This window comes from Janthinobacterium sp. (assembly GCF_009923995.1).
Lineage (GTDB): Bacteria > Pseudomonadota > Gammaproteobacteria > Burkholderiales > Burkholderiaceae_D > Janthinobacterium.
This window is the reverse complement of sequence record NZ_RFSK01000081.1, coordinates 1-20,254: the sequence shown is the minus strand read 5'-3', so window position 1 is coordinate 20,254 and position 20,254 is coordinate 1. Positions and strand designations below refer to the sequence as shown.

Sequence of the window (20,254 nt, the reverse complement as noted above, 5' to 3'; positions counted from 1 at the left end):
CCCCGGCCGCCTGCCAGCTTCAGTTCGCCCCAAGAGGCGCTTGCTCACAAGCAAGCGCGCGAGGACAGGGATGCCCAGGTGCGCGGCGTCACCTCCATCCACGCCATGCGCGAGGCCATCCGCCAGGCGGCGCGCGCCTTGCCCGCCATCACCGAGGTGCCGCGCCTGGGCATGCTGGACGCTGCCGCCTTCCGCGCGCGGGCCGCGCAGGGCTTGCCCTTTCTGATGCGCGGGCTGGTGCAGCGCTGGCCCCTGTCCGCGCTGGGGCCGGAAGTCTTGCGCGAGCGCTACGGCCACGTGCCCGTGCGGGCCAGGGTGGGCGACTATATCAATACGGCTTTCGCGGCGGACCGCGCCATGCAGGACATGTCGATGGGGGACTACCTGGACCTGGTGGAGGAGGGCGCGCACGCGCTGCCGCCATACCTGGGCAACCTGGAGCTGCGCGAATTGAACCGCCTGTGCCACTGGCCCGCGTATTTCGACAAGATGGGCCCGCCCCGCTTCTGGGTCGGCCCGGCCGGCACGGTGACGCCCTTGCATTGCGATTACGACGACAATATCTTTGCGCAAGTGTGGGGCCGCAAGCGCATCTTCCTGTCGCCGCCGCACCACGATGCCTTCCTGTATCCCAGCGAAGCGAACGCCATCCTGTTCGGCTCGCCTGTCGACCCGGAAGCGCCCGATTTCGAGCGTTTTCCCCTGGCGCGCCAGGCCAGCCTGATCGAATGCATCGTCGAGCCGGGCGACATGCTGTACGTGCCCGCCGGCTGGTATCATCAGGTGCGCGCGCTGACGTTTTCCCTGTCCTCGAACCGCTGGGCCAGGGCCATGCCGCTGGCCGTGCAGGGGGACGCGGCGCTGCGGCGCGCGGCCGATTGAAGCATCATTCCTGCAGCACTACCGGAGCAGCTCATCGATACCCTCGCCCGCGCCCTGATACTCGCCACCACCTGCCTCGAAGGCCGGGAAGAAGGTGATCCCGATGCCGACATTGCCGCATTGGAATCGATTGCCGCCGAATTGCGGCATGCCAGTGCGCAAGAGCAAGCCAGCCTGGTGCGGGCCGCCCACGCGCTGGGCTTTCCCGACTAGCCAGAAGAGATGGGTCTGGGCTGAAGAAGGCCCGGTTGTCGGCTTGCGCGATCGCCCCTATGGCTGCACGGCCTCGGCCTTGGCCTCGGCTGTGTTGCGCGCCTTCTTCGGCCGCCACTCGCTGAGGATGCCGGCGGCGATGATCAGGATGGCGCCCACGATGGCCAGGGCCGGCAGGCGTTCGCCGGCGATGCGCCCGATCACGCCGGCCCACACTGGCTCGCCCGCATAGATCAGGGTGGCCTTGGTGGCGGAAATGCGCTTTTGCGCCCAGTTCATCACATATTGAATCAAGGCGCTGGCGCAGCCCAGGGCCAGCACGCTGAAGATGAACGTCTTGCTCAAGGCTGGCGGCGCTTCGCCCATGACGGGCATCAGCAGCAGGGCGATCAGCGAGGCCGTGGCCAGCTGCACGATGGTCACGCGCAGGATGTTCAGCTGCGGCGAGACGCGGCTGATCAGGATGATTTCCAGGGCGATGGCGATGGCGCCCACGGCCGTCATCAGCTCGCCCGTGCCGAACGCCATGCTCAGGCCATCCGTGCCGGTGAGCATCAGCAAGCCCGCGAACGCCAGCGCCACGGCCGCCCACACGGCAGGGCGGGGCCGCTGCCGGAAGACCAGCCATTGCACCAGGGGCACGATGGGCACGTAGAAGGCCGTGATGAAGGCCGACTTGCTGCTCGTGATATGCATCAAGCCATAGGTTTGCAGCGCGTAGCCGCCAAAGATGCTCACGCCGATGGCCATGCCCGTGAACAGCTCGGCCTTGCTCAGCTGCTTCAGCTGGCCGCGGCAGATCAGGGCGCCGATGCTGGCGGCCACGGCAAAGCGGGCGGCCACGAAGGCCAGCGGGCCGCTGACCGTCACGGCATGCTGCACGATGAGGAAAGTGCCGCCCCAGATGAAGGTGATGGCGATCAGGGCCAGTTCCGGCAGGCCGAGGGCGGGCGGGGGACTTGCGTGTGTTTTCATGGGAGGCTATGCTATGAGCAAAATATTTCCCATCATCATAGGAGCAATATATTGCGCAGTCAAGCCGAGGCCGGTGGCGTACTGGAACACCTGGCGAAGAATCTGCGGCGTTTGCGCCTCGCCGCGGGCCTGAGCCAGGAAGAGCTGGGGCGCCTGTCTGGGCTGAGCCGGCGCATGGTCAATGGCGTCGAGGCGGGCGGCACCAACATCAGCCTGGCCAACCTCGACCACGTGGCCGCCGCCTTGAACGTGGCCTTCGTCGACCTGGTGCAGCCGCCCCGGCAGCCGCATGACAGCTTGCGCGTGCTGATGTGGCAAGGCGTCTCGCCAGCCAGCCAGGCCGTGCTGCTTGGCGCCGCACCCGCCAGCCGCCAGGTGGAACTGTGGTCGTGGACCCTGGCGCCGGGCGAGCGCTACGATGCGCAAGCGGACCCGGCCGGTTTCAGCGAAATGCTCTACGTGCTGGAAGGCGAGCTGCGGCTGGAACTGGCGGCGGAAACGAAACGGCTGGGCACGGGCGATTTTTTCGTGTTCAGCAGCGCGCAGGCGTACAGCTATGTCAACGCAGGCGCGTCCACCCTGCGCTTTACGCGCAACGTGGCCAGCTGAGGGCGCCTTACGGGAGGCGGCAGCCGATGAGCAGCAGCATCGGCCGCTCGCGTTCTTCCGCCAGGGCCGGCTGCTGCGCCACCTGCGCGTCGGTCGGTCCCCATTCCTCCACATGGTCCAGCTGGAAGCCCGCTTGCAGCAAGGCATTGATGGTCGTGCCCAGGGTGCGGTGCTGCTTGACCACGCCGGGCGCCAGCCAGTCGGAGACGCGCGGACCTTGCTGCTGGTAACTGTCGACGGGCCAGGTCTTGCGGCCTTGCCCATCCGTCAGCCAGCCGGGCTGGCGCGGCGCCATGAAGATCGGGTGCTCGATGGAAAACACCAGCTTGCCGCCGGGCTTTAATGCACTGCGGATGGCGGCCAGCAGGGCGGCGAAGCGTTCGATGTAGTGGAAGGCCAGCGAACTGTAGACGAGGTCGTAGCTGGCCGGCGGCAGGGCCAGTTGTTCCAGATCAAGTCGGGCATAGGCGAGCGCCGCGTGTTCCCCCATGCCGCCGGCCTGCGCCAGCATCTTTGCCGACACGTCCACGCCCAGCACCCGCGCCGCGCCCGCTTGCGCGGCCCAGCGGCAGAACCAGCCATAGCCGCAGCCCAGGTCCAGCACGTGTTTCCCCTGTACCTCGGGCAGCATGGCGCGCAGGGCCGGCCATTCGGGCGCCGCGTCGAGTCCGCCGATCGAGCGGGGCAGCTGGCTGTAGGCCGTGAAGAAGGCGTCGTTGTCGTAGATATTCTGGGTCATATCATTCCTGTTCTGGAGCTATGCCTGCATGGCGCCAGTCTTGTCCACGCAGGAAGTTGGGCGGACGATGCATGCACGGTAATTTGATTTTTTGTTAATTTTTCAATTACAATAAAAACACGGCTGGGTATTTTTTCATGCCGTTGGGCTGGCCTGAAAAAGCATTTGTACCGCTGCCCTTGTTTTGATGGGTACCCATTTGATCCATTCCCGAGTTCCTATGCGCAAACTTTTAGCGGTACTGGCAGGCAGCATGATACTTGTCTTCGTTCAACCCGCAAACGGCAGCCGCATCGCCGTGGCCGTGACGAAGAAAGCTGCAATCCCCCCGACGCACCAATTCAGCCGCGGCCTGGCCTTGCCGGCATGGGCGGATCCCTTGCTGGACATACCTGTAACCGAGCGCAAGGATCCCGCCGTGATGCGTCTGGCCGAGACCCAGGCATGGGTGGGGGGCAGGAGTGCGGTGCTGCACAATCGTGCCATTCAGGTCAATGAGCAGTCGGCGTTGGCTGCCATCGGCCAGTTCGGCATCGACTATTTCCCCGCGTATCAGAAACTGCATTTGCATCGCCTGGTCATCTTGCGTGGCACACAGCGACTGGATCGTACGCAGGGCGTCAATGTACGGCTGCTCGAACGAGAAACCGGTATTGATGCGGGCCTGTACGAGGGGGCAATGACGCTGCAATTATTGCTAGACGACATACGCGTGGGCGACACTCTGTGGATTACCTACAGTATCGAGGGCAGCAATCCGGTGTTTGGCAAGCAATGGTCCAGTGAGTTTTCCTGGGATGCCTGGATGCCCGTCGAGCGTCGCAGCCTGACGGTGTTTCATCCTCACGACCGCCCCATGCATTGGCGCCTGCTGGGCGATTTTCAAGCTGCACCGTTGACACCTCATATTTCCCGCCAGGGGCACACAGAGCGGCTGTATTTCGAGCAGCGGGGCCTGGAAGCTCTTGAATCGGAAGAGTTCGTTCCCAGCGACTATATGCCTGGACGCACGCTGCAGATGAGTGAGCACCACGACTGGAACAGCGTCGCCAGGTGGGCCAACGGCCTGTTTCCCCCTGCGCCGGTCACGCCGGCCTTGAAGGCGCTGGCGGACCAAATAAGCCGGCAATCGACCCCAGCTGCACGGGTGAGCACGGCCTTGCGCTGGGTCCAAGATGAAATCCGTTACTTCAGCGTCTCCATCGGCGAGAATTCGCATCGTCCGCACACGCCGGATACCGTGCTCAAGCGGCGCTACGGTGATTGCAAGGATAAAAGTTACCTACTGGTCAGCTTGCTCCAGCAGCTAGGAATACCCGCCCGCCTGGTCTTGCTCAACGCCCGTGCACCGAAGGCGCCAGCGAAAATCATCGCCTCGCCTGCCATGTTTGACCACGTGGTCGTGCAAGTGCGGCTAGACGACCGCACTTACTATGTGGACCCAGTTGCAAGTGGACAAAAATTGACGCTGGAGAAGCTTACTACGGTCTTTGCGGGCGCATACGGACTGGTGGTTGACACTGCATCTACAGGTTTGACGGTGTTGCCCGAGCCCGGCGATGCAGGACCCGTGTACGAACACTCTGACCACATCAGCATCGGCAGCTTCGATGGCGATGCCGTTCTGGAGACGCGCCAAATCTTCCGTGGTGCTTATGCCGAGGCGATGCGCGCGGCGGCGCCCCGCCTGTCCAGCAACGACTTGGCGAAGAGCATGCTGGAACGCTATGAAAGCCTGTACCCGGGCTTGGCGTTGATGACTCCGCCCCGCATGGAGGATGATACAGAGGCGAATGTCTTTACCATGTCGGGGCGCTACAAGCTGCCCAGGCCTGTGCGCCAGGAGGATGGCGCTTATGTGATCGACTATGCCAGCCATATTCTGGAAGGAAGCTTGGGACTGCCGAAAAAAATCGTGCGCAATTACCCCCTGGCGTTGCCCAAGGGGAGGTATGCGTCGCGCTATCGCCTGCGGATCGAGTGGCCGCCTACCGTGCGCGTCAATCAGGACATAGGCAGCAAGGTTATCGATAATCCTGTTTTCAGCGCGCGCAGCGAGTTGACGCTAAAAGGTAATGTCCTCGACTACATGCTTGATTATCGGGTCAAGCAGGCTGTCGTGCCTGCGGCCGACGTACCAGCCTTGCATGCACAGGCGAAATTGCTGGGAGCGTATGCGGAATCGGCTTTCCGCATTCCCTACGATGCGGTGGATACGCCGGAGGTGAGCGCCATGTCATTCTCCTTGCGCGAGCGCGATGCCATGCTGGTCGCTAGAAGCGGCCATGCCGTTTGGCAGTCCATGGAGGCAAACAAGACTACACCGGAAAGTATGGCGAAGGCGTGCGATCTGCTCATCAGTGCATATCGCCTGAGCGACCTGGCGACGGACGATATATGGGCCATGTTCGGAACAGCGGCGCAGGCGTTGCGGGAGGAGACGGGCGCCGATGCAGCGCTGTGTCTGGCGCGCTTGTCCTATGTGCTGGGAGAATTTACTCAGAGTGTTTCCCTCTTTCAAAGTGTTTCCTTGCATGACGACAGCCCGTACTGGCGTGAACTGGCCTGGGCACAGGCATATGCTGGCGACGACCATGCCGCCCTTGCGACCATGTCGGCTTATCGGGTCGCACGGGGCGCTGCCGGCACGAGCATCGCCGCAGGTTTGGACCTGGCTGACGAGATCATCCTGGCACAGAGAGCGCGGCAGCCTTTGTCCCCCAAGGTAGAGCAGTTGGCCAGGGAAATTCCGGATGGTGTCTGGCCTCGTCCCTTGCTGGCGATGCTGGTTGGGGAGCTTGGTACGGATGCCTTGCTCAATCTGATAGACACGTTTCCGGCCGATAAGCGGGAGCTGGCATTGAACGACAGCTGGTTCTATATCGCTCAGCAAGCCCTGCTGGCCAACGATCTGTTGGTGGCTAGGCGGGGTTTCCTGTGGTATGAGGTGGATGGCTTGCGCAGCTCTGCCCAATATGAACGGGCGCGGAAGGAAGTTGACAGGTTGAAACAACGAGACGAAAACTTCTATCTAGGTCAGGCTGCTTTCAAGCGCGGAGATTATGCGACGGCTGTGGAAAAATGGCGCGCCAGCGCGGATGCGGGTTACTCCGCGGGACAATATGAAATGGGCACCTTATATTTACACGGAAAGTATATTCCGCAGGATTATCAGCTGGCCAAGCATTGGTTTGAGCTGGCTGCGGCGAACGGCGACGAGGGGGGCATGAATGCGCTGGCGTGGATGTTCTGGGCTGGTGAGGGCGTCCCGCTGGACCAGGCCGCGGCGGTACAGTGGTATGCGAAGGCCGCCGAAGCGGGGAGTGGAAACTCGGCATATAACCTGGCACTCTCCTATGAACGCGGGGAAGGCGTTGTACAGAATATGCAGCAGGCATTCGTCTATATGCGCATGGCTGCGGAGCGCAATATCGTGCAGGCGCAGGGGGCACTGGCAGTCTATTACCTGGGCAACTTGCACTTGAATTATCCCAAGGCCCTGCGTTGGGCTACCCGTGCTGCAGCACAAGACAATGCGACCGGAATGTTGGCCTTGGGTAACATTTACTATCATGGCCTGGGGGTGCCGGAAGATAAGTCCAAAACCATAGCACTTTATCAGCGGCTCGATGAGCAGGGCAATGCCGAAGGCAGGGCGAGGCTGGCTTACTTTTACGCCCGTGGATTGGGCGTCAAGCGTGACCTCAGCCGGGCGTTTAGCCTGTATCGACTGGCGGCAGACGATGGCAATCTGGTGGCCACGAATAACCTGGCAGATATGTATGAGAACGGCAAAGGCGTCGCGCAGGACTATGCCCAGGCGTTGACGTTATATCGCCTGGCAGCCAAGGGCGGGCAAAGCGCCTCGTTGCTCAGTCTATCCGGTTTATATGAAAACGGGCAGGGTGTGCAGGCCGATCCCGTGCTGTCCTACACCTATTGTAAGCTTGCTACACATGTCGATAGCCAATTTGGCGCGGAGCGGTGCACGTCCTTGGCGGCGGCGCTTGATGCCGGCAAAATCGCCGCTGCTGATGCCTTTGCGCTAGCTTGGAAGCCGGATATGGACTTGCCGGTAGCGAGCAGTCTTTAACTTCGCTTGTCATTTTTCGGCGGGGCTAGTTGTCGCTTGGCATGTCCGCCACGCTGCGCCCGGTAAATGCCCGCGTGGCCGGAAAACAGGTAGGCCACGACGCAGGCGATGGCCGCGTACACGCCGATCCCGGCGCCGAACAATTCCATGGCCATCAGGGTCGAGGCGATGGGCGTGTTGGCGGCGCCCGCAAACACGGCAACGAAACCGATGGCGGCCAGCAAGGTGACGGGCTGGTGCAGCAGCGGCCCCAGCGCATTGCCCAGGGTGGCGCCGATGAAGAACAGGGGCGTCACTTCGCCGCCCTTGAAGCCCGTGCCCAGCGAGACGATGGTAAATGCCATCTTGCCGAGGAAGTCATACGCAGGCAGCGGCCCCTGCAAGGCATCGACGATGGTGGGAATGCCCAGGCCGATATACCGGTCCGTGCCCAGCAGCCACACGGCGAGCGCGACGACGACGCCGCCGGCCAGCGGGCGCAGGGGGGCGTAGGCGATCTTGCGTTTCATCCAGCCGCTCACGCCGTGCGTGGCTTGCGCAAACACCTTGCCCGTCACGCCGAAGAGCACGCCGGCGACGACCATCGCGGCCAGGGTCCAGGCCGAGATGGCGGGAATCAAGGGCACGGCGTAGTGCGTATGCTGCACCCCCCACAGCAGGCCCACCTGGTCGGCGATGACGGCCGCAAGCAGGCAGGGCAGCATGGCTTCGTAGCGCAGGCGGCCGATGGCCAGCACTTCCAGGCCGAAGAGGGCGCCCGCCAGCGGCGTACCGAAGACGGAAGCGAAGCCGGCGCTGATGCCGGCCATGAGGATGATGCGGCGGTCTTCCTGGTCCAGGCGGAACAGGCGCGTGAGCTGGTCCGCCAGCGCGCCGCCCATCTGCACGGCCGTGCCTTCGCGTCCCACGGAGGCGCCGAACAGGTGCGAGACGACGGTGGCGCCCAGCACCAGCGGTGCCATGCGCAGGGGGATGATTTTTTTCGGGTCGTGGATTTCGTCGATGAGCAGGTTGGCGCCCCCTTCGACCGCGCTGCCGTAGCGCAGATACAGCCAGCCGACGGCGAAGCCGGCCACCGGCAGCAGCCAGATCAGCCAGGCTTGTGCCAGCCGCGTGCGCGTGGCCCAGTCCAGGGCGAACAGGAAAGCGGCCGAAGCGGTGCCGGCCAGGATGGCCACGGCAGCGGCGATCAGCAGCCATTTCAAGAGGTGCAACAATAAATCGGCAAGGGCAGTCAGGGAAGGCGGAGGTCGTGTCATCGTGCGTGTCCAGTCTGGCGTGGGTCGGACCTGGACAGGCGGCGGACGATGCATGAACGCGGCGCGCGTGCCTGCATCTTTCCGGTTGTCCAGGAAAGCGTGCAGGCATCATCAGCCCGAAGGCGGTTCACGAAGAAATCCGTGGGAGGAATGCCATCTCCAGCCAAAATTCTAGCACTGTCGCGTGACGCAGACTATTGAATTTTGATAATAATCAATCCGGCAAGCCCAGTTCCGCCGTCAGCGCCTGGCCGATGGCCCGCTGTTCGGCCAGGATGGCGCGCAAGTGGTGGGGGCGTGTCCTGACGTTGGTCATGACCACGCGCAGCACGTTGGTGGGACCCGGGTAGCGCGTCGATTCGAGCACCGTGCGCGACACGAAGCTGCGGCCTTCCGCCTTTTGCCGGTTCTGCAGCTTGGCATTGAGCGTGTTGAGCTGCTTGTTCAGTTCGGAGGCTTGCTCGACCTGGCCGTTGGCCAGCAGGGCGTCCATGCGCTGGCGCAAGTGTGCCGGCACGTAGCGGTAGGTGAGGATGAAGGTGTCCGAGCGCGTGAGCAGTTCGAAATCCTGCTGGTCGGCCAGCAAGTCCTGCAACTGGCCGGACAGGGTGGCCGCCTGTTGCAGCAGGGTCGCGTAGCCGGACACGCCCAGCACCTTGAACGAGGTCCACAGTTTCAGGGCGTCGAAGCGGCGCGAGCCTTCCAGCGAAGTCTGGCCCAGGTCGCCCGAGTTGTCGCGCAGGATGTAGTTGGCGTTGTGTTTCAGCAGGTTCAGGCTGGCGCTGTCCTTGAACAGCACCATGCTTTGCGCCATCGGCACCCACAGCAGCTTGTGCCCGTCGATGACGACGGAGTCGGCCAGGGCTATGCCGTCGTACAGCGGGCGGTACTGTTCCGCGATCAGCAGGGCGCCGCCCCAGGCCGCGTCCACGTGGAACCAGATGCTTTCCCGTGCGGCAATGGCCGCCATGGCGGCCAGCGGATCGATGGCGCCCGTTTCCGTCGTGCCGGCGATGCCGATCATGGCGACGACTTTGATATTGCGCAATTTCAAGTCCGCAATCGTCGCTTCCAGGGCGGCGATGTCGATGCGGTTGTCGCGGTCGACGGCCACCAGGTGCAAGGCGTTTTCACCGAGGCCCAGGGTGGCCAGCGCCTTTTTCACGGAATAATGGCTGCGGGCCGAGCCGATCACGGCCAGCCCCGCATGGCCGGTATCCTGCATGGCGGCGAACAGGCCCCGCTTGCGCGTGCCGGTCAACTGGCTTTCCAGCGCCACGGCCAGGGCCGTCAAGTTGCCCATGGTGCCGCCATTGACGACGTTGCCCAGCGCGCCGCTGGTGGCGGCCATGGCCTGCGCGTAGACGGCGTCGGGCTGCTGGTAGACCTGGCGGTGCAGCCAGCCGAGGATCTGCTTTTCGATCAGGGTCGACACGTAAGCCGTCTCGATCTTGACCTGGTTCTGGTTCAGGGTGGCCGTGAACGCTTCGGCCAGCACGCTGATCCACGGCAGGGCCTGGGTCATGTGGCCGATGTATTGCGGATGGTTCAGCTGGGCCGTATTGGCCAGCACGGTGGTGTCGAGTTCCTGCAGGAACTCGGCCACGGGCATGCCGTGCGCGGGCAGGCGCGTGTCGGACAGTTGCGTCAGCAGTTGCGCGTACGGCACGTGCGGATACGGCGCGTCGCGGTCGGCGGCCAGCCAGCCGCCCAGCATGCGCAGCGCCTGCTGCAGGGGCGCGGGCGAGCGTTGCAGCGCATCGATGGAAAAATGCTGCTGCAGGAGCTGTTCGATGGCGGTATCGGTCATTAGCTACGTTTCAATATGTGGTGCCCCTAAGACAAGTGCCGGGGTCGGACCCTGAGGGTCCGACCCCGGACTTTGCTGTTGGGTTAGGCAAAAAAACAGCCCTGGCGGAAGCGGGATTTTACCCGACTCCGGCAGGGCGCATCAGTTTGCTGTTGGCGGTGGTAATTAGAAGTAATTCAGGCCCAGCGCCGACTTGACTTCATCGGCCGTGCGGGCCGCCACTTCGCGGGCCTTGAAGGTGCCTTCCTTCAGCATCTGGATGACCTGGCCCTTGTCCTTGGCGAACTCTTCGCGGCGGGCGCGGATCGGCGCCAGCAATTCCTGCAAGACCACGTCCAGGCGCTTCTTGACGATGCTGTCGCCCAGGCCGCCGCGCACGTAATGGGCTTTCATTTCCGCCAGGGCCGCTTTTTCCGGGTCAAACGCGTCCAGGTAGGTGAAGGCCACGTTGCCTTCCAGGTGGCCCGGGTCTTCCACGCGCAGGTGCAGCGGGTCCGTGTAGACTTTTTTCACGGCGGCCGTGATTTCGGCCGGGGTGGCGCCCAGGTTGATGGTGTTGCCCAGCGACTTGCTCATCTTCGCCTTGCCGTCGATGCCGGGCAGGCGGCCGATGTCGGGCACCAGCGCCTTGCATTCCATCAATACTTCGCGGTTGTACATACGGTTGAAGCGGCGCACGATTTCATTCGTCTGCTCGATCATGGGGATCTGGTCTTCGCCCACGGGCACCACGCCGGCCTTGAAGGCCGTGATGTCGGCCGCCTGGCTGGCCGGGTAGGTGAGGAAACCCGCCGGAATGTCGCGCTCGAAGCCGCGCAGGCGGATTTCCTCCTTGACGGTGGGGTTGCGCTCCAGGCGCGCCACGGTGACGATGTTCAGGTAGTAAAAGGTCAGCTCCGCCAGTTCCGGGATCTGCGACTGGATGAACACCGTGGTCTTCGTCGGATCGATGCCGACGGCCAGGTAGTCCAGCGCCACTTCGACGACGTTGCGGTGCACCTTGTCGATGTCGTCCATATTGTCCGTCAGCGCCTGCGCGTCGGCCAGCATGATGAATTGCTTGTAGCTGTTCTGGTAGGCGACGCGGTCGCGCAGGCTGCCGACGAAGTGGCCCAGGTGCAAGGGACCGGTGGGGCGGTCGCCCGTCAGGATCACGGATTGCGAGGCGATGGCGGCGGCCGACAGGGGCGCGGCCGGGGTGTTGTCGGTGTCGGGGGTATCTGGGGTGTTAGGCAAGCTCATCAAGTTTCCTTTTGAGCCGCCTGCATCGGGGTTGATCCAGGCTGAGCCTGTTACGCCACCGATCGAGGCGGCGTGGATCAAATTCACATCACTATGCAGTGGCCGCGCGAAAGTGAGCGGGACCACCAATTCAAGCAGGCGTGTTGTGACGGGATAAATTTCATGGCGTTATGGTTGCAGTTCGCACGCGTTCTGTCAAGTTGCGCCCCGATTTATCTGCGGCGCGCCGTGTCCCGGCGCCGCGTGTCTGATGCATGTCAACCTTGCTTTCCGGGTACTATTGCCGACATGAATTTTTTGGAGAAGCGTATGCCTGTCGTATCCCCCGTCCGCCTGGGCGGCCTGGCCCTGCTGGTCAGTACCCTGTTCAGCCCTCCCGCGCTGGCGCAAACGCCGCCGATGACGCCCGATATCGGCGCCAAGCTGGTGATGCCCGACCTGAACGACTACGTCAAGCGCGTCGTGATGGTGCCCATGCGCGACGGCGTCAAGCTGTACACGGTGATCGTCGTGCCGAAGGGCGCGCAGCGCGCCCCCATCATGCTCACGCGCACGCCCTACAATGCGGCGCGGCGTGCCCAGCGCGCGGCCAGTCCCAGCATGCTGGCCACCTTGCCGCAGGGCGACGACACCCTGGTGGAAAACGGCTATATCCGCGTGTTCCAGGACGTGCGCGGCAAGTATGGCTCGGAAGGCGACTACGTGATGACGCGGCCCGTGCGCGGCCCGCTCAACAATACCAAGGTGGACAACGTCACGGATGCGTGGGACACCATCGACTGGCTGGTGAAGAACGTACCGGAAAGCAATGGCAAGGTGGGCATGCTGGGTTCGTCCTACGAAGGCCATACGGTGCTGATGGCCCTGGTGGACCCGCATCCGGCCCTGAAGGTGGCCATCCCCATGAGCGCCATGGTCGATGGCTGGCGCGGCGACGACTGGTTCCATAACGGCGCCTTCCGCATGCCCAGCCTGTCTTACATCGCGGGCCAGACGAGCGTGCGGGGCGGCGGCGAATCGCCGGCCCTGGGCGTCTACGACGATTACGAGGCGTATCTGCGCATCGGCTCGGCTGGCGACTACGCGAAGAAGTTCGGCATCGACAAGCTGACCTACACGAAGAAGCTGTTCGAGCATCCGGCCTACGACAGGTACTGGCAGGAACAGGCGCTGGATAAAATCCTCGCGAAGCGTCCGCTGATCGTGCCTACCATGCACGTCGTGGGGCAATGGGACCAGGAAGATATCTACGGGCCGTACGCCAGCTACTGGGCCATGGAAGGACGCGACAAGCGCAACAACCTCAACTACCTGGCCATCGGCCCGTGGCGCCACAGCGGCGTCAACTATGAAGGTTCCAGCCTGGGCGTCCTGAAGTTTGACGGCGACACGGCGCGCCAGTTCCGCGAAAAGGTCATGCAGCCCTTCCTCAACCAGTACCTGAAGGATGGCGCGCCGGAAGCGAACACGGCGCCCGTGACGTCGTACCAGAGCGGCACGAACCAGTGGCAGCGCCTGCAGCAGTGGCCGCTGGCCTGCGAAACGTGCGAGACGAAGCTGACGCCCATCTATTTGCAGGATGGTAACAAACTGGGCTTTGCGGCGCCCGCCAGTGCTGCGGATGCGGCCAGCGGCGCCTTCGACGACTACGTGGCCGATCCCGCCAAGCCCGTGCCCTTCGTGCCCCGTCCCGTGCGCCTGAACGATGGCGACGTGTGGAAGCCGTGGCTGGTCAGCGACCAGCGCGGCTATGCGGACCGCACGGACGTGCTCAGCTATGTTTCCGCGCCGCTGAAGACGGCCGTGCGCATCGCCGGCGCGCCGATGGTGAACCTGTTTGCCGCCACCAGCGGCACGGATGCGGACTGGGTGGTCAAGCTGATCGACGTGTATCCGGACGAAGTGCCGTCGCAGCCGGCCCTGGGCGGGTATCACTTGGGCGTGGCGATGGATATCTTCCGCGGCCGCTACCGCGACAGCTTCGAGCATCCGACGGCGATTCCTGCCGGCAAGATCGAGCGCTATCGCTTCGCCTTGCCGAACGCCAATCACGTCTTCCTGCCCGGCCACCGCATCGCCGTGCAAGTGCAGTCGAGCTGGTTCCCCCTGTACGACCGCAATCCGCAAACCTTCGTGCCGAACATTTTCCTGGCCCAGCCCGGCGATTATCAGAAGGCGACGCAGCGCGTGTACCACGCGGCAGGGGCGGCCAGCGCCATCGAGCTGCCCATCGCGCCGAACGAGTAGGCGGCGAAGGCGGGCGTCAGCCCATGCGCATGAGGATGGCGCCCGCCGCGATCAGGCCGATGGCCAGGTAGCGGCGGGGGCTGATTTTTTCGCGCAGGAACAGGGCCGCGATGGCGATGGCGAACAAAATCGACGTTTCGCGCAGGGCGGCGATGGCGGCAACGGGGGCCTGCGTCATGGCCCACAGGGCCAGGCCGTACGAGGCCAGGGTGCCGAAACCGCCGAAGGCGGCCAGATGCCATTGCGTTCGCGCATACGCCAGCAGGCCGGCACGGCGGCGCAGCACCGTCCACAGCAAGAGTCCCGCGCCGTTCAGCACAAAAATCCACATGGTGTAGGCGGCCGGCGCGCCGGACAGGCGCACGCCGAGGCCGTCGATCAGGGTATAGCTGGCGATGACGCAGGCGTTGCCCAGGGCAAAGGCGGTGGCGCGTCCCGCGCCTGTCGGCGCGGCGCCCATGGCGGGCTGGCGCGCGGACACATACAGGGCCAGGATGCCGGCGCAGATGCAGCCGACGGCGCCCATCTGCATGAGCGAAAGACGTTCGCCGATCAGAGGCCAGCTGGCCAGCGCCACGATGAGGGGGGCGCTGCCGCGCATCAGCGGGTAGGCGTGGCTCATGTCGCCCGCCCGGTAGGCGGCCGCCAGCAGCGAATAGTAGGCCAGCTGGGCCACGGCCGAGGCAGCCAGGTAGGGCCAGCTGGCGGCGGCGGGCGCATCGACGAAGGGCAGGACGGCCAGCGAGATCAGGGCCGCGCCCACGGAAACGAGCACGGTGGTAAGAAACGTATCCTTGCCCGACTTGACGATGGCATTCCAGCTGGCGTGCAGCAGGGCGGCGAACAGGACGACGGCGACGACCAGGCCGGACATGCGCCGGCCTTAGCGGGGACGGATGCTCAGCGAGAGCAGTTCCTGCCGGTGGTGGCGCTGGAAGCCTTCCATCAGCACTCCCGAGCGGCCCGCCTTTTCCAGCAGTTCGCGCAGGGTGGCCTGGTCTTCCGCGGTCAGCGACTTGCGCGACAGATAGACGCCGCTCATGCCCCACGGCAACTCCGGCAGCGCTTCCAGGCGCAGGCGGTCGACGAGGCCGTACACGCGCGCGTCGTTTTGCGCCACGCCGGCGAGGATGGTGGGCCCCATGATGGTGGCGTCGATGAAGCCGCTTTGCATCAGGCGCGCCACGGACAGCGCATCGACTTCATAAAACAGCCGGCCCTGGCTGCTCAAGTCCTTGGCCAGCGCCTGGTAGGAGGCGCCGTAGTCGTAGCCGCGCACGAGCGCCACGCGCAGTTCGCGCCGCTCGATCAGGTCCTGCATGGTGTTGATGGGCGCGCGCGTCCCTTGCAGCGAGATGAGCAGGGGACGGTTGCCCAGCATGGGGATGAACAGGCCGTGCTGGTCGCGCCGCGGCGTGCTGCTGGCCGGTATCAGCAAGTCCGCCTTGCCCGCCTCAAACATCGCTTCCAGGCGCGCGCGGGGCACGGCCGTGAAGATGAAGTTGCAGCCGGCCTTGGCGCCCAGGCTGCGCAGCAGATCCGGGTAGATGCCGCTGATGCTGGCGCCGTTGACCACCACGCTGGCGCCGATGGCCGAGACGGGCACCTGGATATCGCGCGAGCATTGTGCGCCCGCCAGGGACGGCAACGCCAGCGCCAGCATGGCCACGGTTCGGCGCCAGGCGCTGGAATAAAAGTCAGTCATACCCATCCTTGCTCACCATCGAATGCCGGGCGTCGGTAACGCGCGGCTGATTGCTCCATTCTCGCCTATTTATTTCCTAAATACAATATTATCCTGCTGACTACTTTGTGGTGGAAACCGCAATGCTCGCCGCGCGCCGCGCCTTGAAGTAGCGCCAGGCCACGAGGATGCCCAGGGTTTGCATGATGGCGCACAGGAAGAAGGTGCTGCCGATGCGCCAGTCCTGTGGCGGCAGGTGGCTCACTTGTCCGAGGATCATGCTGCCCAGCAAAGGCATGATGATGATGCCCAGGCTGCTGATCGACTGCAAGGAACCCATCAGTTCACCCTGTTCGCTGGCGTCCGACGCCTTTGAAATGATGCCTTGCAGGGCCGGTCCGGCGGCAAAGGCCAGCAGGTTGCACAGGATCAAGGCGTACATCATCCAGCCTTGCGTGGCCAGGCCGTACAGCAGGTAGGTGAGGGCGCCCGAAGCCATGCCCAGCAGGGACAGGCGCACTTCGCCCAGGCGCTTGATCAGCAGGCCCAGCAGGCCCGCCTGCACCACGGCCGCGCACAGGCCCACGCAGAACAGGGCGATGCCGTTCTGGCGCGGCGTCCAGTCGAAGCGGAAGTGCGTGTACAGCACCCAGGTGGTGTTGAGCATCATCTGCGCAAACGTCATCAGGCCGAAGGCCAGCACGAGGCCGCGGATGTCCACGCGGCGCACCAGTTTCAGCAGGGCGGCAAACGGGTTGATGCGGGCCAGGGTGAACGGCGCGCGGGGGCCTGGCGCCAGCGATTCGGGGACGAAAAAGTAGCCGTACAGGAAATTGGCCGCCGACAGCCCCGCCGCCACGAAGAAGGGCAGGTGCAGGTTGACGTCGCCCAGCAGGCCGCCCAGCATGGGACCGCAGATGAAGCCCAGGCCGAAGGCGGCGCCGATCTTGCCGAAGCTCTTGGCGCGGTTGTCCGGCGTGGAAATGTCGGATGCATAGGCGGACGCGACGGACATGCTGGCCGACGAGATGCCGCCGATGACCCTGCCGATGAACAGGCAGGCCAGGTTCGGCGCCAGCGCCGTGGCGAGGAAGTTCACGCCCATGCCCGCCATCGAATACAGCAGCACGGGACGGCGGCCCACGCGGTCGCTGATGGCGCCCAGCATGGGCATGAAGATGAATTGCAGCAAGCCGAAGACGGCGGCCATGATGCCGTACCAGAAGGCCTGCGCTTCCTTGCCGCTCACATAGTCGCCGATCAGGATGGGCAGCACGGGCACCACCAGGCCGATGCCCAGCATATCGATGAAGACGCAGACGAGGATGAAGTTGAGGTTGCCGGCGCGCGCGGGCGCGGCGGCGGATGGGGAAGGGCGGTCGTGGCTGGTTTTATCGGACATGCATGCTTTCGGCGCGCACCCCGCGCCGCCGTGCGGCCGGCGGGGTTCAGTTGTTGGCGTTGCGTCCGGGCGTGCCAGCTTGCTGCTGGCGCCGCGGCGCGATAGCTGAGCCTTATATTATAGACAGCATGTGCCGTGCTGGCTATCGCCACCCATGCTAGGCTGCAATTCCCCATTCCCCGGCGAAGGCGGCGCGGAAATCCGTCAGCACGGCCAGCCGCTGTTCGGCCAGGGCGCGGCCCGCCCGCGTCTGCATCTTGCCGGGCAGCTTGTCGAGCTTGGTGACGATATGGTCGAGGGCGTACGCCTTGTCGTCGAGGGGGCGGTGGGCGGCCAGCGGGTCCGTGCCATGCGCCAGCGCGCTGTCCATGCGCGCCGCCGTGTAAAACAGGCGCGCCAGTCCCACGGCCCCCAGCGCGTCGATGCGGTCGGCATCCTGCACGATCTGCGCCTCGATGGTGGTGGGTGTCAGGTCGGCGGAAAAACTGTGGGTGGCGATGGCGTGGGCCACGCCCGCCAGTTTGTCTTCCGGAAAGTCCAGTTCCGCCAGCTGGCGGCAGGCCAGCGCGGCCGCCTGGCGCGAGGCCAGGTGGCGCTCGGGATGGTTTTTCGGCAGGTTGACGAGGTCGTGCAGGTAGCAGGCGGCCATCACGGTCAGCGCATCGGCCTCGGCATGCTGTTGCAGCAGCAGGGCGGCATTGCGCCAGACGCGTTGCAAGTGGTTGATGTCGTGGGCGCCGTCGTCGCCCAGGCCGGCCGTAGCCAGGGCCAGCAGGCGGGGTTGCCAAAGGGTGAGGGAACTGCTGTCTGTCATGTGGCGCGATCCTGAATATCCGGGGAAAAGCGCCCTATTGTGCCACACGGCCATGCCGCTGCCGGCCGCCGTGGCGCGATATTGTTTTTTTCTTGCTTTTAATGCAAACTAGCTTTGCGGCATGTTTTTCCAGCCTGGGCGGGCACGCGCCCGGGCCTGTTTTCTTCCACTCTGAAAGCCACCATGCGAACCACCCTGATCCTGCTTGCTGCCATGCTGACCTGCCCGCCACTGCTGGCGTATAAGAATCCCGCGCTGAACTACAAGGAAGAGACGCCCGCCACGGGCACGCATATCCGGCGCGATGCCCTGCGCGACAGCTGGCTGCCGCTGAACCAGACGTACGGGGAACTCAGTGCGGAATACAAGGCCAGGCTGCGCGCCGTGTATTCCCCCATGGCGGCGGATGACGAGCCGCCATTCCCCGTGCGGGGGCTGGGCCCGAGCATCGTGCAGTTGCGCGAGGTGCACCGGCGCATCGGCGGCGGGGGCGAGATGAAGCTGATCCTGTCGGTCGATGCGGAAGGCAATGTGGGCGACGTGAGCGTGTATTCGGCCTCGAACGAGCGCATGGCGTATTACGGCGCGATTCTGTTGAGCAAGGAAAAATTCAAGCCCGGCCTGTGCCACGGCGTGCCGTGCGCCATGGATTTCATGTACCGCTTCGAATATGCCTTCTTCGATGACGTCATTGACAACACGCTCGTGAAATAAACGCGGGCCGCGACGATCCTGGTATCGGCTTTGCCACAGAAGATTGCCTTAAAGATAGTAAATTATGCCCACGTGCGCTTTTTTAGTGCACGTCAAATTTACATGCGTTAATATTGCCGTATTGCAATTTTAATTCGCTGTTCTTTAACGCCAGGCACCACGAATGCCATGCGCGCATCCGGCGTTTTTTCTAAAGGATCAACATGAGCACCATTTCCAGCGAATCGGGCGCGGCTGTCGCCAAGGCTGCCGAATATCTGGCGTTTACCCTGGGCCAGGAAGAATACGGCATCGACATCCAGAAAGTGAGCGAAATCCGCAGCTATGAAACGCCGACCCGCATCGCCAACGCCCCCGAGTTCGTCAAGGGCGTCGTCAATTTGCGCGGCATCATCGTGCCGATCGTCGACATGCGCATCAAGTTCAACCTGGGCACGCCCAGCTATGACCAGTTCACCGTCGTCATCATCCTCAACATCGGCAACCGCGTCGTCGGCATGGTCGTCGACCGCGTTTCCGACGTCACCACCCTGCTGCCGGAACAGATCAAGCCGGCGCCCGACATGGGCCGCTCGATCAACACGGAATACGTGATCGGCCTGGGCACCATCGACGAGCGCATGCTGATACTCGTCGATATCGACCAGCTGATGTCCAGCGCCGAGATGGGCCTCATCGAGAAGCTGGCCGCCTAAGCCGCCAGGAAGCGTCCGGGACGGCGTTGCGCCGACCATGTCCGGATACCCCTGTGCCGAGTAGGTTTTTTTAGAAACAATTGACCCCAAGCATTGCTTGCTCTTTCTGCAAGGCGCACGCTAGCGCATTTCCTGGCGCACGGTTCACGCGAACCGTGCGCCAGTTTCACTTGTCACGCCCGCTTTGGATGCCGCAGCCAGCCAGCACCTGCCACGCCAGGCTGCCCGCCATGGCGCCGCGCCGGCAACCGGTTTTTTTAGGATAGTCACATGAATTTATTACGCAACGTCAGCATCGGTGTCCGCCTGGGACTCGGTTTTGCCGTGATTTTGCTGTTTTCCATGCTCATTACGGGCATCAGCGTCTGGCGCCTGCACGACGTGGCCAGCGCCACGCGCGTCATGATGGAGCAGCCGCTGGCCAAGGAACGCTATATTTCCGACTGGTATGGCCGCATCGACAGCGCCGTGCGCCGCACCATCGCGATTGCCCGCAGCAGCGACACCTCGCTGAGCGGCTATTTCGCCGAAGAATCGAAAGTCTCGTCGGCCAGCTCGGCCGAGCTGCAAAAGAAGATCGAGGCCCTGATCGACAAGCCCGAGGAAAAAGCCATGTTCGCCGGCCTGCTGGAGCAGCGCAAGGTGTACATCGGCTCGCGCGACCAGGTCTACAAGCTGAAAGGCGAATCGCAGGTCGAGGCCGCCAACGAAGTGTTTGAAAAGACCTTCGTGCCGGCCGCCGCCAAGTACCAGAAGATGGTGTCGGACTTGCTGGCGCACCAGCGCGCGACGATCGACGCGACAGCGCGCGACATCGACGCCGTGGCCAGCACCAGCCGCAACCTGCTGCTGACCCTGGCCGTGCTGGCGCTGGGC

17 protein-coding genes and 1 riboswitch are annotated in these 20,254 nt (G+C 63.9%); of the genes, 7 read left to right on the top strand and 10 right to left on the bottom strand.

Going from position 1 to position 20,254, the window contains the following annotated elements; genetic code table 11:
* Positions 1-882 (top strand): cupin-like domain-containing protein (locus tag EBS11_RS25645; protein ID WP_290607843.1); only part of this gene is annotated, 882 nt, incomplete at its 5' end.
* Positions 883-900: 18 nt separating this feature from the next.
* Here EBS11_RS25645 and EBS11_RS25640 read toward each other — a convergent pair.
* Together EBS11_RS25640 and EBS11_RS25635 are read right to left on the bottom strand one after the other, a co-directional pair.
* Positions 901-1,032: a hypothetical protein gene (locus EBS11_RS25640; RefSeq protein WP_290607841.1), complete on the bottom strand. Its 132-nt coding sequence runs from the start codon at positions 1,030-1,032 to the stop codon at positions 901-903.
* Between the two features lie 120 nt (positions 1,033-1,152).
* The gene (locus tag EBS11_RS25635) at positions 1,153-2,070 is read right to left on the bottom strand and encodes a DMT family transporter (RefSeq protein ID WP_290607839.1); all 918 of its coding nucleotides are present in this window, start codon (positions 2,068-2,070) and stop codon (positions 1,153-1,155) included.
* 51 nt (positions 2,071-2,121) lie between these two features.
* On the opposite strand from EBS11_RS25635, the gene EBS11_RS25630 reads away from it, so the two are divergent.
* Positions 2,122-2,679 (top strand): XRE family transcriptional regulator, encoded by a 558-nt coding sequence (locus EBS11_RS25630; RefSeq protein WP_290607837.1) that lies wholly within the window; start codon positions 2,122-2,124, stop codon positions 2,677-2,679.
* A gap of 7 nt (positions 2,680-2,686) precedes the next feature.
* On the opposite strand, the gene EBS11_RS25625 is transcribed toward EBS11_RS25630, so the two are convergent.
* A complete protein-coding gene (locus EBS11_RS25625) occupies positions 2,687-3,418 on the bottom strand; it encodes a class I SAM-dependent methyltransferase (protein WP_290607835.1) in 732 nt (243 codons plus the stop codon).
* A gap of 253 nt (positions 3,419-3,671) precedes the next feature.
* Here EBS11_RS25625 and EBS11_RS25620 point away from each other — a divergent pair, with 253 nt between their 5' ends.
* Positions 3,672-7,511, top strand: coding sequence for a DUF3857 domain-containing protein (locus EBS11_RS25620; protein WP_290607833.1), 3,840 nt, complete (start codon positions 3,672-3,674; stop codon positions 7,509-7,511).
* Here the strand turns inward: EBS11_RS25620 and EBS11_RS25615 are convergent.
* The 3 genes from EBS11_RS25615 to trpS form a co-directional block, all read right to left on the bottom strand.
* Positions 7,508-8,770 carry a voltage-gated chloride channel family protein gene (locus EBS11_RS25615; protein ID WP_290607832.1) on the bottom strand — a complete coding sequence of 421 codons (1,263 nt, stop codon included), beginning with the start codon at positions 8,768-8,770 and terminating at the stop codon, positions 7,508-7,510. The genes EBS11_RS25620 and EBS11_RS25615 overlap by 4 nt on opposite strands.
* A 95-nt stretch (positions 8,771-8,865) precedes the next feature.
* Positions 8,866-8,940, bottom strand: a riboswitch (Fluoride riboswitch).
* Between the two features lie 44 nt (positions 8,941-8,984).
* Positions 8,985-10,580 carry a pyridoxal-dependent decarboxylase gene (locus EBS11_RS25610; RefSeq protein ID WP_290607830.1) on the bottom strand — a complete coding sequence of 532 codons (1,596 nt, stop codon included), beginning with the start codon at positions 10,578-10,580 and terminating at the stop codon, positions 8,985-8,987.
* 165 nt (positions 10,581-10,745) lie between these two features.
* The gene (trpS, locus tag EBS11_RS25605; RefSeq protein ID WP_226941409.1) at positions 10,746-11,822 is read right to left on the bottom strand and encodes a tryptophan--tRNA ligase; all 1,077 of its coding nucleotides are present in this window, start codon (positions 11,820-11,822) and stop codon (positions 10,746-10,748) included.
* 309 nt (positions 11,823-12,131) lie between these two features.
* Here trpS and EBS11_RS25600 point away from each other — a divergent pair, with 309 nt between their 5' ends.
* On the top strand, positions 12,132-14,069 hold the full coding sequence (locus EBS11_RS25600; RefSeq protein WP_290607827.1) for a CocE/NonD family hydrolase: 1,938 nt from the start codon (positions 12,132-12,134) through the stop codon (positions 14,067-14,069).
* Between the two features lie 16 nt (positions 14,070-14,085).
* On the opposite strand, the gene EBS11_RS25595 is transcribed toward EBS11_RS25600, so the two are convergent.
* The 4 genes from EBS11_RS25595 to EBS11_RS25580 all read right to left on the bottom strand — a co-directional run bounded on the left by EBS11_RS25595 (position 14,086) and on the right by EBS11_RS25580 (position 17,969).
* Positions 14,086-14,943 carry a DMT family transporter gene (locus EBS11_RS25595; RefSeq protein WP_290607825.1) on the bottom strand — a complete coding sequence of 286 codons (858 nt, stop codon included), beginning with the start codon at positions 14,941-14,943 and terminating at the stop codon, positions 14,086-14,088.
* A gap of 9 nt (positions 14,944-14,952) precedes the next feature.
* Positions 14,953-15,774, bottom strand: a complete 822-nt coding sequence (locus tag EBS11_RS25590; protein WP_290607823.1) for a transporter substrate-binding domain-containing protein — start codon at positions 15,772-15,774, stop codon at positions 14,953-14,955.
* 100 nt (positions 15,775-15,874) lie between these two features.
* Positions 15,875-17,155 (bottom strand): TCR/Tet family MFS transporter, encoded by a 1,281-nt coding sequence (locus EBS11_RS25585; RefSeq protein WP_290607821.1) that lies wholly within the window; start codon positions 17,153-17,155, stop codon positions 15,875-15,877.
* Positions 17,156-17,312: 157 nt separating this feature from the next.
* Complete coding sequence (locus EBS11_RS25580; RefSeq protein WP_290607819.1) at positions 17,313-17,969, bottom strand: HD domain-containing protein; 657 nt, start codon at positions 17,967-17,969, stop codon at positions 17,313-17,315.
* 183 nt (positions 17,970-18,152) lie between these two features.
* Between EBS11_RS25580 and EBS11_RS25575 the strand changes: the two genes are divergently transcribed.
* The 3 genes from EBS11_RS25575 to EBS11_RS25565 all read left to right on the top strand — a co-directional run.
* Positions 18,153-18,683, top strand: a complete 531-nt coding sequence (locus EBS11_RS25575; protein ID WP_290607817.1) for a hypothetical protein — start codon at positions 18,153-18,155, stop codon at positions 18,681-18,683.
* Between the two features lie 203 nt (positions 18,684-18,886).
* Positions 18,887-19,378: a chemotaxis protein CheW gene (locus EBS11_RS25570; RefSeq protein ID WP_092802530.1), complete on the top strand. Its 492-nt coding sequence runs from the start codon at positions 18,887-18,889 to the stop codon at positions 19,376-19,378.
* Positions 19,379-19,648: 270 nt separating this feature from the next.
* Positions 19,649-20,254, top strand: a 606-nt coding sequence (locus EBS11_RS25565) for an MCP four helix bundle domain-containing protein (protein ID WP_290607806.1), incomplete at its 3' end; no start/stop codon positions are given.

What these genes read in the sequence shown, in the direction of transcription:
- EBS11_RS25640 (WP_290607841.1), bottom strand. Translation starts at nt 1,032, where the DNA reads ATGCCGCAATTCGGCGGCAATCGATTCCAATGCGGCAATGTCGGCATC.
- EBS11_RS25635 (WP_290607839.1), bottom strand. Translation starts at nt 2,070, where the DNA reads ATGAAAACACACGCAAGTCCCCCGCCCGCCCTCGGCCTGCCGGAACTG.
- EBS11_RS25625 (WP_290607835.1), bottom strand. Translation starts at nt 3,418, where the DNA reads ATGACCCAGAATATCTACGACAACGACGCCTTCTTCACGGCCTACAGC.
- EBS11_RS25620 (WP_290607833.1), top strand. Translation starts at nt 3,672, where the DNA reads ATGATACTTGTCTTCGTTCAACCCGCAAACGGCAGCCGCATCGCCGTG.
- EBS11_RS25615 (WP_290607832.1), bottom strand. Translation starts at nt 8,770, where the DNA reads ATGACACGACCTCCGCCTTCCCTGACTGCCCTTGCCGATTTATTGTTG.
- EBS11_RS25610 (WP_290607830.1), bottom strand. Translation starts at nt 10,580, where the DNA reads ATGACCGATACCGCCATCGAACAGCTCCTGCAGCAGCATTTTTCCATC.
- trpS (WP_226941409.1), bottom strand. Translation starts at nt 11,822, where the DNA reads ATGAGCTTGCCTAACACCCCAGATACCCCCGACACCGACAACACCCCG.
- EBS11_RS25600 (WP_290607827.1), top strand. Translation starts at nt 12,132, where the DNA reads ATGCCTGTCGTATCCCCCGTCCGCCTGGGCGGCCTGGCCCTGCTGGTC.
- EBS11_RS25595 (WP_290607825.1), bottom strand. Translation starts at nt 14,943, where the DNA reads ATGTCCGGCCTGGTCGTCGCCGTCGTCCTGTTCGCCGCCCTGCTGCAC.
- EBS11_RS25590 (WP_290607823.1), bottom strand. Translation starts at nt 15,774, where the DNA reads ATGACTGACTTTTATTCCAGCGCCTGGCGCCGAACCGTGGCCATGCTG.
- EBS11_RS25585 (WP_290607821.1), bottom strand. Translation starts at nt 17,155, where the DNA reads ATGTCCGATAAAACCAGCCACGACCGCCCTTCCCCATCCGCCGCCGCG.
- EBS11_RS25580 (WP_290607819.1), bottom strand. Translation starts at nt 17,969, where the DNA reads ATGACAGACAGCAGTTCCCTCACCCTTTGGCAACCCCGCCTGCTGGCC.
- EBS11_RS25575 (WP_290607817.1), top strand. Translation starts at nt 18,153, where the DNA reads ATGCGAACCACCCTGATCCTGCTTGCTGCCATGCTGACCTGCCCGCCA.
- EBS11_RS25570 (WP_092802530.1), top strand. Translation starts at nt 18,887, where the DNA reads ATGAGCACCATTTCCAGCGAATCGGGCGCGGCTGTCGCCAAGGCTGCC.